The organism is Undibacterium sp. YM2 (genome assembly GCF_009937975.1).
GTDB lineage: Bacteria > Pseudomonadota > Gammaproteobacteria > Burkholderiales > Burkholderiaceae_D > Undibacterium.
In genome coordinates this window covers 868,838-883,394 of record NZ_AP018441.1, presented here as the reverse complement: position 1 = coordinate 883,394, position 14,557 = coordinate 868,838, and the positions used below count along the sequence as shown (strand labels likewise).

15 protein-coding genes are annotated in these 14,557 nt (G+C 50.9%); 7 read left to right on the top strand and 8 right to left on the bottom strand.

Annotated features, from left to right (window positions below):
• Positions 1-241 precede the first annotated feature (241 nt).
• Entirely contained in the window at positions 242-511 is a 270-nt protein-coding gene (rpmA, locus tag UNDYM_RS04055) for a 50S ribosomal protein L27 (RefSeq protein ID WP_162039887.1), read from the bottom strand.
• A 49-nt stretch (positions 512-560) separates the two neighbouring features.
• Positions 561-872, bottom strand: coding sequence for a 50S ribosomal protein L21 (gene rplU, locus UNDYM_RS04050; RefSeq protein ID WP_162020347.1), 312 nt, complete (start codon positions 870-872; stop codon positions 561-563).
• Between the two features lie 314 nt (positions 873-1,186).
• On the opposite strand from rplU, the gene ispB reads away from it, so the two are divergent.
• The 7 genes from ispB to UNDYM_RS04015 all read left to right on the top strand — a co-directional run bounded on the left by ispB (position 1,187) and on the right by UNDYM_RS04015 (position 8,026).
• On the top strand, positions 1,187-2,116 hold the full coding sequence (gene ispB / locus UNDYM_RS04045; protein ID WP_162044437.1) for an octaprenyl diphosphate synthase: 930 nt from the start codon (positions 1,187-1,189) through the stop codon (positions 2,114-2,116).
• A gap of 324 nt (positions 2,117-2,440) precedes the next feature.
• A complete protein-coding gene (gene pilB / locus UNDYM_RS04040; RefSeq protein ID WP_162039886.1) occupies positions 2,441-4,168 on the top strand; it encodes a type IV-A pilus assembly ATPase PilB in 1,728 nt (575 codons plus the stop codon).
• A 15-nt stretch (positions 4,169-4,183) separates the two neighbouring features.
• The gene (locus UNDYM_RS04035) at positions 4,184-5,419 is read left to right on the top strand and encodes a type II secretion system F family protein (RefSeq protein WP_162039885.1); all 1,236 of its coding nucleotides are present in this window, start codon (positions 4,184-4,186) and stop codon (positions 5,417-5,419) included.
• Positions 5,420-5,454: 35 nt separating this feature from the next.
• Positions 5,455-6,279, top strand: a complete 825-nt coding sequence (locus tag UNDYM_RS04030) for an A24 family peptidase (protein ID WP_370529436.1) — start codon at positions 5,455-5,457, stop codon at positions 6,277-6,279.
• A gap of 8 nt (positions 6,280-6,287) precedes the next feature.
• On the top strand, positions 6,288-6,914 hold the full coding sequence (gene coaE, locus UNDYM_RS04025; RefSeq protein WP_162044436.1) for a dephospho-CoA kinase: 627 nt from the start codon (positions 6,288-6,290) through the stop codon (positions 6,912-6,914).
• Positions 6,915-7,088: 174 nt separating this feature from the next.
• Complete coding sequence (gene zapD, locus UNDYM_RS04020; protein ID WP_162039883.1) at positions 7,089-7,844, top strand: cell division protein ZapD; 756 nt, start codon at positions 7,089-7,091, stop codon at positions 7,842-7,844.
• Between the two features lie 2 nt (positions 7,845-7,846).
• Positions 7,847-8,026 carry a DNA gyrase inhibitor YacG gene (locus UNDYM_RS04015; protein ID WP_162039882.1) on the top strand — a complete coding sequence of 60 codons (180 nt, stop codon included), beginning with the start codon at positions 7,847-7,849 and terminating at the stop codon, positions 8,024-8,026.
• Positions 8,027-8,056: 30 nt separating this feature from the next.
• Here the strand turns inward: UNDYM_RS04015 and UNDYM_RS04010 are convergent, their stop codons facing one another.
• The 6 genes from UNDYM_RS04010 to UNDYM_RS03985 all read right to left on the bottom strand — a co-directional run bounded on the left by UNDYM_RS04010 (position 8,057) and on the right by UNDYM_RS03985 (position 14,551).
• Positions 8,057-9,613, bottom strand: coding sequence for a sigma-54-dependent transcriptional regulator (locus UNDYM_RS04010; protein WP_162039881.1), 1,557 nt, complete (start codon positions 9,611-9,613; stop codon positions 8,057-8,059).
• 43 nt (positions 9,614-9,656) lie between these two features.
• Positions 9,657-10,220: a hypothetical protein gene (locus tag UNDYM_RS04005; protein ID WP_162039880.1), complete on the bottom strand. Its 564-nt coding sequence runs from the start codon at positions 10,218-10,220 to the stop codon at positions 9,657-9,659.
• A complete protein-coding gene (locus tag UNDYM_RS04000) occupies positions 10,217-11,509 on the bottom strand; it encodes a D-amino acid dehydrogenase (protein WP_162039879.1) in 1,293 nt (430 codons plus the stop codon). The genes UNDYM_RS04005 and UNDYM_RS04000 overlap by 4 nt, the downstream gene beginning before the upstream one ends.
• A 111-nt stretch (positions 11,510-11,620) precedes the next feature.
• On the bottom strand, positions 11,621-12,733 hold the full coding sequence (gene alr / locus UNDYM_RS03995) for an alanine racemase (protein ID WP_162039878.1): 1,113 nt from the start codon (positions 12,731-12,733) through the stop codon (positions 11,621-11,623).
• Positions 12,734-13,257: 524 nt separating this feature from the next.
• Complete coding sequence (locus tag UNDYM_RS03990) at positions 13,258-13,680, bottom strand: NUDIX domain-containing protein (RefSeq protein ID WP_162039877.1); 423 nt, start codon at positions 13,678-13,680, stop codon at positions 13,258-13,260.
• A 1-nt stretch (position 13,681) separates the two neighbouring features.
• Entirely contained in the window at positions 13,682-14,551 is an 870-nt protein-coding gene (locus tag UNDYM_RS03985) for an ATP-binding protein (RefSeq protein ID WP_162039876.1), read from the bottom strand.
• Positions 14,552-14,557 lie beyond the last annotated feature (6 nt).

The window sequence follows — 14,557 nt, the reverse complement described above, 5'->3', positions numbered from 1 at the left end:
AAAAAGCTTGTATAAATTTTTGTAACCTGATGGAACAATAAATTTATACAGGATTTCTTCAAATTAAAAGGGCTAGCATCAAACTGCCCATGCAGGCTGTTGCTTACGGAGAGGTGAGCTTGCGGGTAAGGGATTGCCGCAATGAGCTGAATCGGAGATTGATCCAACTAAAAAGGCCCTACCGATGGCAGAGCCTTTTCATCATACTGGCTTGCGCCCTGCTTTGAATTACTTCAATGCATTACGCTGCTGCTGTGTCTGCAACAACAATTGCGTACTGGTGCTTGTTGGCACCTTTGATCGCGAATTGTACTTTGCCGTTAACCAGGGCGAACAGAGTGTGATCTTTGCCCATGCCTACGTTTTCACCAGCGTGTACGCGTGTGCCGCGTTGACGAATGATGATGCCGCCAGCATTGATAGTTTGGCCGCCGTAAACTTTAACGCCAAGGCGTTTCGATTCTGAGTCACGACCGTTGCGCGTGGTGCCGCCGCCTTTTTTGTGTGCCATTTTATTAGCTCCTTACAGATTACAGGTAGATTGATTACTGATCTACGGATTAGCCGTTGATAGAAACGATTTGCAATTCAGTGTAGTTTTGGCGATGGCCTTGACGTTTCTGATAGTGCTTACGACGACGCATTTTGAAAATGCGCACTTTGTCGTGACGACCGTGATCTACAACCTTAGCCAGCACCGTAGCACCTGCGACCAATGGAGCACCAAACTTAATGGTCTCGCCAGCGCCCAATGCGAGCACTTGATCAATGGTGATTTCGGAGCCAATGTCTGCAGGTATCTGTTCTACTTTAAGTTTTTCACCAGCGACAACTTTATATTGTTTGCCACCGGTTTTTATGACCGCGTACATGTGAAACCTCATCAAATAAAAATTAGGGATTTTCTCCCCGCCAGACAAAAATACATCCGGGAAGTCGGGAAAACCCCAAATTGTACATAATCCCGTGAAACGCGTCAAAGACTATTTGCATATTTTTTCAGCAAAGCCATGGTAAACGGGCAATTGGCTGCTGGGAAATGGACTAAGCGCAAGAGAACTGGTGCAATTCAAGCAAATAAGCAGCTCTGCATCGTATAATCGCGGTCATCCCGGATTTTTATGCAGGTTCCCCCTTGTCTGCCACAAACAACCAAAACCCTATCACTGAACTGATCGCCGCCGATATGGGCGAAGTAAATCAGGTAATCCGCAACAAATTGCATTCTGAAGTTGCCTTGGTCAACCAGATCGCCGAATACATCATTAGCGCCGGTGGCAAGCGCATACGCCCGGTACTGGTCTTGCTGGTAGCCAATGCCTTTCAGTATCAAGGCAAGCATCATCATGAACTGGCCGCCATTGTCGAATTCATCCATACCGCGACCCTGCTGCATGATGACGTGGTGGATGAGTCATCCATGCGCCGTGGCCGCAAGACCGCCAATGCCCTGTTTGGCAATGCGGCTTCGGTATTGGTGGGTGACTTTTTGTATTCACGTGCCTTTCAGATGATGGTGTCCATCAACAGCATGCAAATCATGCAAATCCTGGCTGATGCGACGAATGTCATTGCTGAGGGCGAGGTTTTGCAGTTATTGAATATGCATGACCCTGACGTAACTGAAGAACGTTACCTGCAGGTGATACGCTCAAAAACAGCCAAACTGTTTGAGGCAGCAGCAGAAATTGGCGCCCTCATTGCGGGTGCCAATCAGACGGAAATCGAAGCCGCAGGCGAATATGGCCGGTCTTTGGGGACTGCTTTTCAACTGATTGATGACGTTCTTGATTATTCTGGCAATGCCGAGGATATAGGCAAGAACGTGGGCGATGACTTGCGCGAAGGCAAGCCTACCCTGCCTTTGATCTACCTGATGAAAAATGGCTCGGCAGAAGAGCGCGAGCTGGTACGCGCTTGCATAGAAAACGGTGACGAATCCAAATTTGATGCCATACTGGCTGCAATTACGCAATCAGGTGCTCTCGCATATACTCAAAATGAGGCCGTGAAAGCTGCAGAGCGTGCCGCAACAGCCATTTCGAACTGGCCAGACAATCAGTATAAACAGGCCATGATCAAGCTTTGCGCCTTCGCCGTCGGAAGGAATCATTAAATCGACAAATTCGTGGATTTAACAGATTGTTACAAAATTGAGCAAGGTCACATCCCTGCTTAAAATCCATGTGGTACGCCGGAAACAAAAGACTGATAAATCCGGCGTGGCAATTTACCGGAAAACATTCTATACAGAGTAAAGAAGCTGCAAATCTTTGTCGTCATTAGCAGATAGATTTAAAACTCGATGCAGTTGTAACAGTACTGCATTTTTTGCCCATTCCCCGGCCTCTACGCTGGGGAACGACTTTACAAATAACAGGCTTAGTTGCATTATCCTAAGGCAACTGATTGTATTGGCAAATTTTACTCAAAAGATCCTATGTCCGCAGTCTTACCAAATTCAGCATCCCAGATGCCAAGCTCTGGCTTGGCAAGAGCGTTGACGCAGGCCAATTTATTGACTGCAGCCCAGGTTGAAACTGTCAGTAAAAAAGCGCAGACAGACAAAACCGGTTTTATTGATGCCCTGACGCAGAGCGGCACGGTTAGCGCGCGCGACCTTGCCACCTTCTGTTCGGATGCTTTTGGCTATCCCTTGCTGGATTTATCATTGATCAATGAGTCCCTGATCCCCGAAAAACTGGTCGATCAAAAACTCATGCAATCGCAGCGCCTGATTGCTATTGCCAAAAAAGGTAATAAAGTATCCCTGGCGATCTCTGACCCAACCAACAACTCCGCCCTCGATCAGGTCAAGTTCCAGACCGGTCTGGGCATAGACATTATCATCGTGCAGCACGATGCTCTGGTTAAATTGCTGGATAAGCTGGGTAAATCTTCCGAGCAAAGCCTGAATGAAATTGGAGGCGATGAGTTTGATCTGGAATTCAAGGAAGAGGATCTGGGTGCGGCTGCTGCCGAGGCGCAGACCGCTGAAATTGATGATGCACCGGTCGTAAAATTCCTGCAAAAAATGCTGGTTGATGCCATTAATCTTGGCGCATCAGACTTGCATTTCGAACCCTTTGAAAAATTTTACCGCATACGCTTCCGGGTGGATGGCGAGCTCCGTGAAATAGCGCAGCCGCCACTGGCCATCAAGGACAAACTGTCGTCCCGTATCAAGGTTATCTCCAAACTCGACATTTCGGAAAAACGTATTCCGCAAGATGGCCGGATGAAATTGCAGTTATCCGCCAGTAAATCCATCGACTTTCGTGTGAGTACTCTACCCACCCTGTTCGGTGAAAAGATCGTTATGCGTATTCTGGACGGCTCCCAGGCGCAGATGGGTATTGATGCCCTAGGCTACGACCCCGATCATAAAGCCATCCTGCTGGATGCGATTCAACGCCCTTACGGCATGGTGCTGGTGACAGGACCTACGGGTTCGGGTAAAACCGTTTCTCTGTACACCTGTCTCAATGTTATTAATAAACCCGGCATTAATATCTCTACTGCCGAAGATCCGGCGGAGATCAACTTGCCGGGTGTTAACCAGGTTAACGTCAATGACAAGGCGGGCCTGACCTTTGCGGCTGCCCTGAAATCATTCTTGCGTCAGGATCCAGACGTCATCATGGTGGGTGAGATTCGCGACCTGGAAACTGCCGATATTGCGATCAAGGCTGCGCAAACTGGTCACATGGTATTTTCTACCCTGCATACGAATGATGCACCGGCCACCCTGACCCGTCTGATGAACATGGGTGTGGCACCGTTCAATATTGCTTCCTCTGTCATTCTGATTACGGCGCAAAGGCTGGCACGCCGTTTATGCACCTGTAAAAAACCTGTTGATATTCTGGATGAAGTCTTGCTGGCAGCCGGCTTCAAGGATGATGATCTGGATGGCACATGGAAACCGTATGGCCCGGTAGGCTGTGAACGTTGCAACGGCGGCGGTTACAAAGGCCGTGTCGGTATCTACCAGTTAATGCCTATCTCGGAATCGATAGAACGCCTGATTCTGGCCAGCGCCAGCGCTCTTGATATTGAAGAACAGGCGCAGCGCGAAGGCATCAGGAATTTGCGGCAATCCGGATTAATGAAAGTCAGACAGGGACTGACCAGCCTCGAGGAAGTCCTCGGATGTACCAACGAATAATAAGAGAAAATTAATATGGCAACCAATCTGGCAAAATCAGCAAAATCAGGGCAACCCAAAGAGCAACTATATGCCTGGGAAGGCAAGGACAAGTTTGGCAAGGTCGTCAGGGGCGAAACGCGCGCTGGTGGTGAAGCCATCGTCAATGCCACCCTGCGCAGACAAGGTATCCTGGTTACCAAATTAAAAAAGAAGAATTACACCTCCGGCAAGGCGATTACTGATAAAGACATCACTCTGTTTACCCGTCAGCTGGCAACGATGATGAAGGCAGGCGTACCGCTACTGCAGTCTTTTGATATTGTATCCAAAGGCCACAGCAACCCTTCAGTCTCGAAATTACTGCAGGACATCCGTGGTGACGTTGAAACCGGTACCAGCCTGAACGCAGCTTTCCGCAAGTTCCCTTTATATTTTGACCCGCTGTTCTGCAATCTCGTGGGTGCAGGTGAACAAGCCGGTATCCTGGAAGATTTGCTGACCCGTCTGGCCATCTACAAAGAAAAAACCATGGCCATCAAGGCCAAGATCAAGTCAGCGCTGACTTACCCTATCGCCATTCTGGGCATCGCTTTCATCGTGACCGCGGTTATCATGATCTGGGTGGTGCCAGCGTTTAAGCAGGCTTTCAGCAGCTTTGGTGCAGAATTGCCAGCACCTACCCTGATCGTCATGAACATTTCGGACAATTTCGTTAAATACTGGTACATCATCTTTGGCGGACTGTTTGGCAGTATCTACTTCTTTTTCCAGACATGGCGTCGCTCCCTGAAGATGCAACAATTCATGGATAGAGCTCTGTTACAGGCACCGATTTTTGGCGACGTGATAAAAAAAGCAACCATAGCACGCTGGACGCGCACGCTGGCCACCATGTTTGCCGCTGGTGTGCCTTTGGTTGAATCCCTGGATTCGGTTGGTGGCGCTGCCGGTAATGCCGTCTATCTTGACGCAACCATCAAAATTCAAACCGAAGTCAGCACTGGTACCAGCCTGACAGTTGCCATGCAGAACGCCAATGTATTTCCTTCCATGGTCACGCAAATGGTGGCAATTGGTGAGGAATCCGGTGCGCTTGATCAAATGCTGGGCAAAGTTGCTGACTTTTATGAAGATGAAGTCGATGAAGCCGTCGCTGCCCTGTCTAGCCTGATGGAACCTATCATCATGGTGATTTTGGGTGTGGTCATTGGTGGCCTGGTGGTTGCCATGTACTTGCCTATCTTCAAAATGGGTTCGGTCGCAGGATGATTGAGACGTTTTTATTTGCAGGTCCGCAGCATGGTTTGTCCACAATAGCCTTCGGGCTATTGGGGCTACTGATAGGCAGTTTTTTGAACGTGGTGATTTATCGCCTGCCTAAAATGTATCTGCGTGAAGTGGATAATTTTGTCGCAGAGCAAAGGCAGGAGCCATTGCCGCACCAGGACAGGTTTGACCTGATGCTGCCTCGATCTGCCTGCCCGCATTGCGGGCACAAGATCACTGAACTGGAAAATATACCCATCATCAGCTACCTCGTCATTGGTGGCAAATGCACGGGCTGCAAAGCCAAAATTTCCGTACGCTATCCATTGATAGAAGCCCTGACGGGCCTGCTCACTGCTGGCATGATCTGGCATTTTGGCAGCGGCGTGGTGGGCATGAGTGCGGTGGTCTTTGTCTGGTTTCTGATCGCCATGACCTTCATCGACATAGACCATAAATTGCTGCTGGATGACCTGACCCTGAGTTTGATGTGGCTGGGCCTGCTGCTGAATGCCTACGGCGGCTTCGCCACTTTGAAAGACGCAGTACTGGGAGCCGCCATCGGCTACATGTCACTATGGTCAATCAACTGGATTTATGAAAAACTGCGTGGCAGACCTGGCTTTGGCTACGGTGATCTCAAGTTACTGGCAGCCTTTGGGGCCTGGATGGGCTGGAGCATGTTGCCAGTTATTGTTTTATTATCGACCCTGGTAGGCTCGGTCATAGGTATAGGACAAATTATCTCCAAGAAATTTGGCTGGGAAACAGAAATACCCTTTGGACCCTACCTGACTGGCGCAGGTTTGATAGCACTGATCTGGGGCCGACAAATTGTCGATTTCTATCTGAGCACCTTGTGATGGCTGGCATGGCTGGCAATCATGCGCCTGTTTTTTCACTAGGCCTGACAGGCGGTATAGGCAGTGGAAAAACTACGGTCGCCAATATGTTGGGTGAACTGGGCGCGGCACTCATTGATACCGACTTGATCGCCCATCAACTGACGACGCCTGGCGGTCTGGCTATCCCTGCCATACGTGCGCAATTTGGTGATGCATTTATTACCGCAGATGGTGCAATGGACAGGGCTGGTATACGGCAACTAGTGTTTGCCGATACGGCGCAAAAACTGAAGCTCGAAGCCATATTGCATCCGCTTATACGTACAGAAACAGAGCGTGCAGCAGCACAAGCCAAGGGTGACTACCGTATTTTCGTGGTACCGCTGCTGGTCGAGTCAGGTAACTGGAAACAGCGCGTCGATCGCATCCTGGTCGTTGATTGCGATGAAGAGACACAGATCAAGCGCGTCATGTCACGCAACCAGTTAAGCCGTGAACAGGTAGAGGCCATCATGCGCAACCAGGCCAGCAGGCAAGCCAGGCTGGCTGCCGCTGACGATGTCATTGTCAACAATGGCGACCTTAAAAATATAAGTGAAGAAGTTTTACGTCTGCATGAGCTCTATCTGGGGCTGGCAAAAAATAAGCATTAGAGACTGTCCCTGTATGCAAACACCAGTATCAGCAAGCGAATATTGTCAGTGCATGCAACATTTTCCTACAAAAAAAATAATGGAAATCTGCACGCGGTGTTTGTAATTTCACACAGTATGGTTCAGAATCATGTGCAGCTTTGATGAGCACCAAATTTTGACAGGGAAACTATTTTGATTGTTTACGAATACCCTTTTAACGAGCGTATTCGCACGTTATTGCGGCTGGAAGACTTATACGAAAAATTCACGTTTTTCTTACATCAGTCTGACCCCATGCAGCATCACGTCGCCCTTGCCACCATTTTCGAAATGTTGGAAGTCGCTGGTCGCGCAGACCTCAAATCCGATCTCTTGCAAGAACTCGAAAGACAAAGACACACACTCATCAGTTTCAAGTCCAATCCCAATGTACAGGCAGAAATGCTGGACAAGGTACTGGATGACGTTGATCGTGCCAGCAGTGCCCTGGTTGCCAGTACAGGCAAGACCGGCCAGAACATACGCGACAATGAATGGCTGATGAGCATACGTGGCCGCACCATCATCCCGGGCGGTGCCTGTGAATTTGACTTGCCCAGCTACCATGCCTGGCAAAAAAATTCGGCAGAAAAACGCTTTGCCGACATCAGCACCTGGTTTGCCCCTATCGCCCCGCTGTTTGATGCCATCAATGTAGTCTTGCGCCTGTTGCGCGAATCTGGCTCTACATCCAAAGTCATTGCCCAGGCTGGCAGTTACCAGCAGATGCTGCAAGGCAAGGTTTACCAGTTATTGCGCGTCAATGTCCTGCAGGAACTTGGGGCCATACCTGAAATCTCTGCGAATAAATATATGTTGTGGATACGTTTTATGTCTCAGGATGGCGACATGAAGCCCAAGGCCTACGAAAACGATATCCCGTTTGACCTGACTCTCTGTAATTTCTGAACATGGCTACTTTTGTTGATTGTCCCACCTGCAAAACCAAGGTGGAATGGAAAGAAGCGAACCGCTGGCGTCCTTTTTGCTCTGAACGCTGCAAGCAAATAGACCTGGGTGCCTGGGCTGAAGAGAAATACACGATACCTGCAGTCAATTTACCTGAAGACCCGGAAGAACTGGCTGAATAAGCTGCTTATTCAGCCAGTTAAGCAAAAAGCCTAACGTTTTTGCGGGATACCGTATTTACGCAGCTTGGTGGCGATCATGGAATGTGAAGTCGCCAGCCGTGTCGCCAATTTGCGGCTGGATGGATATTGCGGATACAGGTTTTCCAGCAAACTGCGCTCAAAGGCGTTCACCGACAACTCCCAGCTCTCGGTGGCATCGCTTTTCACCACTTCGGCCGTGATACTGCCTTCGGCCCAATCGAGGTCAGCTGCATCCAATACCCGCTGGTCTGACATGGTGATGGCGCGGAACACTACATTCTGCAATTGCCTGACATTGCCTGGCCAGTGATTGGATACCAGAGCTGCACAGGCAGATGAATTCAAACGGCATACCGGTTTTTGCGCCTGGGTGCAGGCGCGCTCTATGAAATGCCTGGCCAATGGCAGGATATCGTCAGGACGCTCACGCAGGGCTGGCATTTCCAGATGCAAGACATTCAGGCGGTAGAACAGGTCTTCACGGAAACTCCCTTCCTGCACCATCTTGCGCAAGTTCCTGTGGGTGGCGCTGATGATGCGCACATTCACCTTGACCTCTTTATCACTGCCTATGCGGCGGAACTTGCCGTCATTCAGGAAGCGCAGTAGCTTGGCCTGCAGGTACAGCGACATCTCGCCTATCTCATCGAGAAAGACCGTACCACCGTCAGCCATTTCAAACAGGCCAGGCTTGCCACCACGCTGGGCACCGGTGAAGGCGCCGGACATATAACCAAATAATTCGCTCTCGGCCAGGCTTTCTGGCAAGGCTGCGCAATTCAGCTCAAGGAAAGCTGCATTGCTGCGGCCACTGACACCGTGGCAAGCCTGGGCCAGCAATTCTTTCCCGGTGCCGGTCTCGCCAGTGATCAGCAAGGGCGCATCAACCACTGCCACCCGTGCCGCCTTGGTTTTCAGGCTACGTATCTGCTCTGATTCACCGATGATGAAATGAAAGCCACTGCCTTCAGAATGCTGCAGAGCATGCAGGCGGCCACCTATGCGGGTAGGTGCGTGAAAAGTCAGCACGGCACCTACCGAGCGGCCATGGGTGATATCAAGACCCTGAGGCTCTGATACCGGCGTCACATCCATGAAATAAGGCTCGCCATTCAGGCTGACTTCGCGGCTGGGCAGGCGGAAACCACAATTGACCAGCTCTTCCTGTATGCCTGTATCGTCAAGCACCTGGTTCAGGCTGCGCTGGCACAGGCTGGACTCGCTCATGCGGGTTGCCGTGGCAGCAGCCACATTGGCAATCACGATATGGCCGCTGGCATCGATCGCCAGCACCGGGTCTTCCATGACGGCCATCATGGTGTCAAGATTGAGACGCCTGCGTATGCCGGGCAAGACATCCAGCACCTTGATTTCACCTACCCCACGCACAGACTGGCAGTCAGCCTGCAATGAGGGCAGCATGAATTCCAGCAGTTCAGGGCTGTCGATATAGATGTTGGGGGGATCAACTTCAACCGCCACCACATTGAGCCCGCGACGCGCCAATACCGCCAGTATTTCGTGGGCAATACCTACTCTGTCCTTGAACTGGATATTGATGCGCATGCGTTGCTTTGTGATGAAACGATGAAAGTCTGATCAAGTATGATTAATACGGTTCCGGGATATAACCACGTGGGCGTGCATGCTGGCGACGGAAAGCGCTGTTCGATGCCAGGCCACGCAAACGGCCCAGGTCAAATTGCTCCAGTTGCTGCAAGACTGCACGATTGAGCGTCATTTTAACTTGCATCATCAGCAGATCGACACTTTGCTGGCTGGAAGTACGGGTATTGCGTCTTTCCTGTGGCACTTCTGTCTCTTCTTCCTGCACCGCTTTTTCGATGGCCTTGGCAGCAGCGCGCTCTTCTGCATTGACGAAGCTGCGGTAAACATCTGCCAGGGTGATGATGCCATTGCAGTCACGGCAGTGCCAGGCATCCTTCTCTTTGCTATCGCGACTGACCAGGGCATCCTTGCTCAGTACGGCCAGTATCGAGCGTATCAGGCGCGGTGTCTTGCCCGTGGCTTGGGCCAGCGCGGTAATATTCGCGGTACGCGGCATGACCATCATGATTTGTGCCAGCAACTCTATGGCGGTAAAAAACCGCGCATTCAGGTTGGCATCAGAAAAGACCTGGGTTGATGACAATAACTCTTCAATTGCATTCATGCCAACTCCTTGTGTATAAATATTGGACTGTTGACGCTGCCGTAACGGTCCATGAATAAACCTTCAGTAGAAATAGCCGGGCGCTTGCCAGAAACCACGTCAGCAATGAACTGGCCAGAACCGCAAGCCATGGTCCAGCCCAGCGTGCCATGACCAGTGTTCAGGTACAGGTTGCGGTAAGGCGTAGGGCCAATGACAGGGGTGCCGTCCGGCGTCATGGGACGCAGGCCAGTCCAGAATTCGGCTTTGCTGACGTCGCCACCACCAGGGAACAGATCAGTCACTGAATGCTCCAGGGTGGCACGGCGGTCTGCACGCAGGTCGAGGTTATAGCCGGTGATTTCGGCAGTACCACCGACACGTATGCGGTCGCCCAGGCGGGTAATTGCGACTTTATAGGTCTCATCCATGACCGTCGATTCCGGCGCTTTTTGTGCGTCGGTAATCGGAACGGTGATTGAATAGCCCTTGATAGGGTAAACAGGAATCTTGATGCCCAATTCTTTCAAGAGAATCGGGGAATAACTGCCAAGTGCCAATACGAAACAGTCTGCCTTGATCTCACCTTCGGAGGTGATGACAGAAGTGATGGTATCGCCGCTCTTGACCAGTCTTTGTATGCTGACGCCGTACTTGAACTGGACACCCAGTTCTTGCGCGAATCTGGACAGGCTCTGGGTGAACTTGAAGCAGTCGCCGGTTTCATCCCCTGGCAAACGCAAGGCACCGACAAATTTATCCTGCACATTGACCAGTGCGGGTTCCACTTTCAGGCAACCGGCCTTGTCCAGTTTTTCATAAGGCACATCGTAACGTTTGAGGATGGCGATATCGGCCTCTGCACCGTCCAGTTGCTGCTGATTGCGGAACAGTTGCAGCGTACCCTGGGTACGTTCGTCATAGCTGATGCCGGTATCGCTGCGCAGTTGTTGCAAGACATCGCGGCTGTATTCAGCCATGCGCAACATGCGACCCTTATTGATTTCATAACGTTTGCTGGTGCAGTTCATCAGCATTTGCGTGACCCAGCGCCACATAGTCGGGTCAAAGCTGGGACGTATTGCCAGCGGGCTGTGCTGCATCATCAGCCATTTGATGGCTTTCAGGGGCACGCCAGGGCCTGCCCATGGCGCTGAATAACCTGGAGAGACTTCGCCTGCATTGGCATAACTGGTTTCCAGACCTGCTGCAGGCTGGCGCTCAATCACGGTGACTTCATGGCCTGCCTTGGCAAGGTAATACGCTGACGCTGTACCGATAACACCTGCACCCAATATAACTATTTTCATTTTATTTCTCCCGGCCTGCTGCTGGCTCACTGATGGATTAATCTGTTTGTCTGTTGTGTTCTTTATTTGTTCTGGCTGCTTGCTCAGGCAAGCGGCCATACATGTAGAGGCTTAATTGCTATAGGTACGCTCATAGCGGCCTCCCAGACTGGTCAGGATTTCATAGCCTATGGTGTTGGCACGTGCTGCCACCTGATCTACTGTATTGTCAGCAGAGATCAGGTCCACCATGGAGCCGGGTTGCAGATGTTCTGCAGGGACTGCAGTAACATCCAGGGTAATCGTGTCCATCGATACATTGCCGACCATGGGTACGGCCTGGCCAGCAATATGGGCAACGCCACGATTGCTGAGGCTGCGCATCCAGCCATCGGCATAACCGACACCGACGGTGGCTATGCGGCTGGTCTGGCTGCTGCGCCAGGTTGATCCATAGCCAACACCGGTGTCAGCCGGGATTTCACGGGTTTGTATGATGCGGCCTTGCAGGTGGGCAACGGCACGCAGGGGATTTGCCTGGCCTGCGACAGGGGCAACACCGTATAGGGCAGCGCCAGGACGGGCCATGTCGAAATGAAAGTCCTTACCCAGGAAGATGCCGGAAGAATTGGCCAGGCTGGCTGGCAAACCCTGGCAAGCCGGGATTTGGGTACGCAAGGCATTAAAGGCTTGCAACTGCTGCTGATTAACCGGGTTGGCCTGGTCTTCTGCACTGACCAGATGGCTCATGATGTATTGCAGGTCTATGCCCTCGCTGAGGCTGGCATCGGCTTGCCATTGCTGCACCTCGGCGGCTGACAAGCCCATCCTGGCCATGCCGGTATCAACCTGGACGATGGCTGGCAGGCGGCGCTGTTCTTTTTGCGCCAATGCACGCCAGGCCAGCATTTGTGGCAGGCTGTTCAAGACTGGTGTGCAGTTATATTCCAATAATTCCGCCTCATGCCCAACGGGTGAGCCATGCATGACATAGATGGCTGCATCCGCAGGCAAATATTCACGAATAATGATCGCCTCTTGCAAATGGGCGACAAAAAAATCCCGGCAACCTTCTGCATACAGCGCCTGTACGACTTGCACCGCGCCCACACCATAAGCATCCGCCTTGACTGCGGCACCACATTTCGCCACGCCCAATAAACCGCGCAACAGACGATAGTTATAACGTATTGCCTGTAAGTCAATACGAAGTACTGCACCTGCTATTCCAGCAACTTGCTTCATATTTCACCACTCCATCGCATATAAGGAAACTGCGACTAGTCATAGCAATCGTCGTGCCACAAAATTTTATTGAAAAAATTCAAGGACTTAGAAAATTTATTTTGGATTCGCCAAAAAATCTGTATTGAATTTAATACAGTTACTGCTTTTCCTCTACTTTGCGCACTAGAGTACACACTCTATTGCGTACTGAAAGTCGCACACTGTACTATTTTAAATACACTGTATTGTTTTCAATACATATCGCTAATGAAATAAAGCACAGATAATCTCAGCCCAAAAAGTATCCGACAATAAGTGATACTACGGATTGTTTGTCATAAAAAGACAGTTTGATGACAAGAGGCAGGAAGTACTCGATACCAAGTATAGAGAGGAAGCAATAAAGCGGAAGGAAGCAGGATTGAAAAAGGGACAGAGCGAACAAATAAATATCAGCGCTGATTTTCTTCAAAGTGATGGGAGGGAAGTGGTGTCGCAAGCCAGCGCACTGGCTGCAAGATTCAAGCTAATTATTTAATTGCTCAAGCTGCAGCAGCCAGACTGGCCTCGTCCTTACGCAGCAAATCCAGCCATTCCAGCAGGGGTATGGTGGCTGGCAATAAAGGCGTGAGCTCTACACTGCCCTGCCAGGCAAAGGCTTGCCCTTCCAGACTTTGCGGTTCGCCCTGCCATTCACGGCTGATATAGAAATGCAGCCTGACATGGGCATGCGGATAGATATGCTCTACGCCGCACCAGGGTTCGGCAGTCAACACCTGTATGCCCAGCTCTTCAACAAATTCGCGCTTGAGTGCATCGAGTATGGATTCATCAGGCTCAACCTTGCCGCCCGGAAATTCCCAATAACCTTCATAGGGTTTGCCTGCCGGACGCTGCCCCAGCAAGACATCGCCATTGGCTTTCATCAGGATGCCGACGGCGACATCCACAGGTTTTGCGCTCATTTCAAGACTCCGCCAGCTTGCCTGCGTAGTCCCGTGCAAATTGCCAGGCCACGCGGCCAGAGCGCGAACCGCGTTGCAAAGCCCAGCGCAAGGCATCACCACGTGCTTCTTCTACCTGTGCAGCAGTACAACCCATACTCCCCAGCCAGTAAGCGACGATATCGAGGTAATCATCCTGCTTGAAAGGATAGAAAGAAACCCATAGGCCAAAGCGCTCAGACAAGGAGATTTTTTCTTCTACCGTTTCACCCGGATGCAGGTCACCATCATCGCTATATTTATAGCTGGCATTGTCTGACATTTTCTCAGGCAAGAGATGGCGGCGGTTTGAAGTCGCATAGATCAACACATTATCGGACTGGGCAGAAATACTGCCATCCAGTGCCACCTTCAAGGCCTTGTAACCAGCCTCGCCTTCTTCAAAGGACAGGTCATCACAAAAAACGATGAAACGCTCTGGGCGCTCGGCGATCAGATCGACGATATCCGGCAAGTCAGCCAGGTCAGCTTTATCAACTTCGATGAGACGCAAACCCTGGCCAGAAAACTGGTTCAGGCAAGCCTTGATCAGCGATGATTTACCTGTACCACGGGCACCGGTCAGCAAGACATTATTGGCTGGTTTACCATGAACAAATTGCCTGGTGTTTTGCTCTATCTGGGCTTTTTGTGCGGCGACATTACGCAAGTCATCCAGCGCTATGGTCGAGGCATGACGCACGACTTGTAAATAACCCTGACCGCCTCGTTTGCGCCAGCGGTAGGCAAAGCCCAGATTCCAGTCAGGTGCGGGCGTACTGGCGGGCAATATGTTTTCCAGCCTGCTCAGCAAATGCTCGGCACGCAAGAGAAATTGATCAAGCTGCGTCATTGTCTG

Coding starts and splice junctions, on each gene's coding strand:
- UNDYM_RS04005 (WP_162039880.1), bottom strand. CDS start 10,220: ATGAATGCAATTGAAGAGTTATTGTCATCAACCCAGGTCTTTTCTGAT.
- UNDYM_RS03990 (WP_162039877.1), bottom strand. CDS start 13,680: ATGAGCGCAAAACCTGTGGATGTCGCCGTCGGCATCCTGATGAAAGCC.
- UNDYM_RS04015 (WP_162039882.1), top strand. CDS start 7,847: ATGGCTACTTTTGTTGATTGTCCCACCTGCAAAACCAAGGTGGAATGG.
- UNDYM_RS04000 (WP_162039879.1), bottom strand. CDS start 11,509: ATGAAAATAGTTATATTGGGTGCAGGTGTTATCGGTACAGCGTCAGCG.
- rpmA (WP_162039887.1), bottom strand. CDS start 511: ATGGCACACAAAAAAGGCGGCGGCACCACGCGCAACGGTCGTGACTCA.
- coaE (WP_162044436.1), top strand. CDS start 6,288: ATGGCTGGCAATCATGCGCCTGTTTTTTCACTAGGCCTGACAGGCGGT.
- UNDYM_RS04010 (WP_162039881.1), bottom strand. CDS start 9,613: ATGCGCATCAATATCCAGTTCAAGGACAGAGTAGGTATTGCCCACGAA.
- UNDYM_RS03985 (WP_162039876.1), bottom strand. CDS start 14,551: ATGACGCAGCTTGATCAATTTCTCTTGCGTGCCGAGCATTTGCTGAGC.
- pilB (WP_162039886.1), top strand. CDS start 2,441: ATGTCCGCAGTCTTACCAAATTCAGCATCCCAGATGCCAAGCTCTGGC.
- ispB (WP_162044437.1), top strand. CDS start 1,187: ATGGGCGAAGTAAATCAGGTAATCCGCAACAAATTGCATTCTGAAGTT.
- alr (WP_162039878.1), bottom strand. CDS start 12,733: ATGAAGCAAGTTGCTGGAATAGCAGGTGCAGTACTTCGTATTGACTTA.
- UNDYM_RS04035 (WP_162039885.1), top strand. CDS start 4,184: ATGGCAACCAATCTGGCAAAATCAGCAAAATCAGGGCAACCCAAAGAG.
- rplU (WP_162020347.1), bottom strand. CDS start 872: ATGTACGCGGTCATAAAAACCGGTGGCAAACAATATAAAGTTGTCGCT.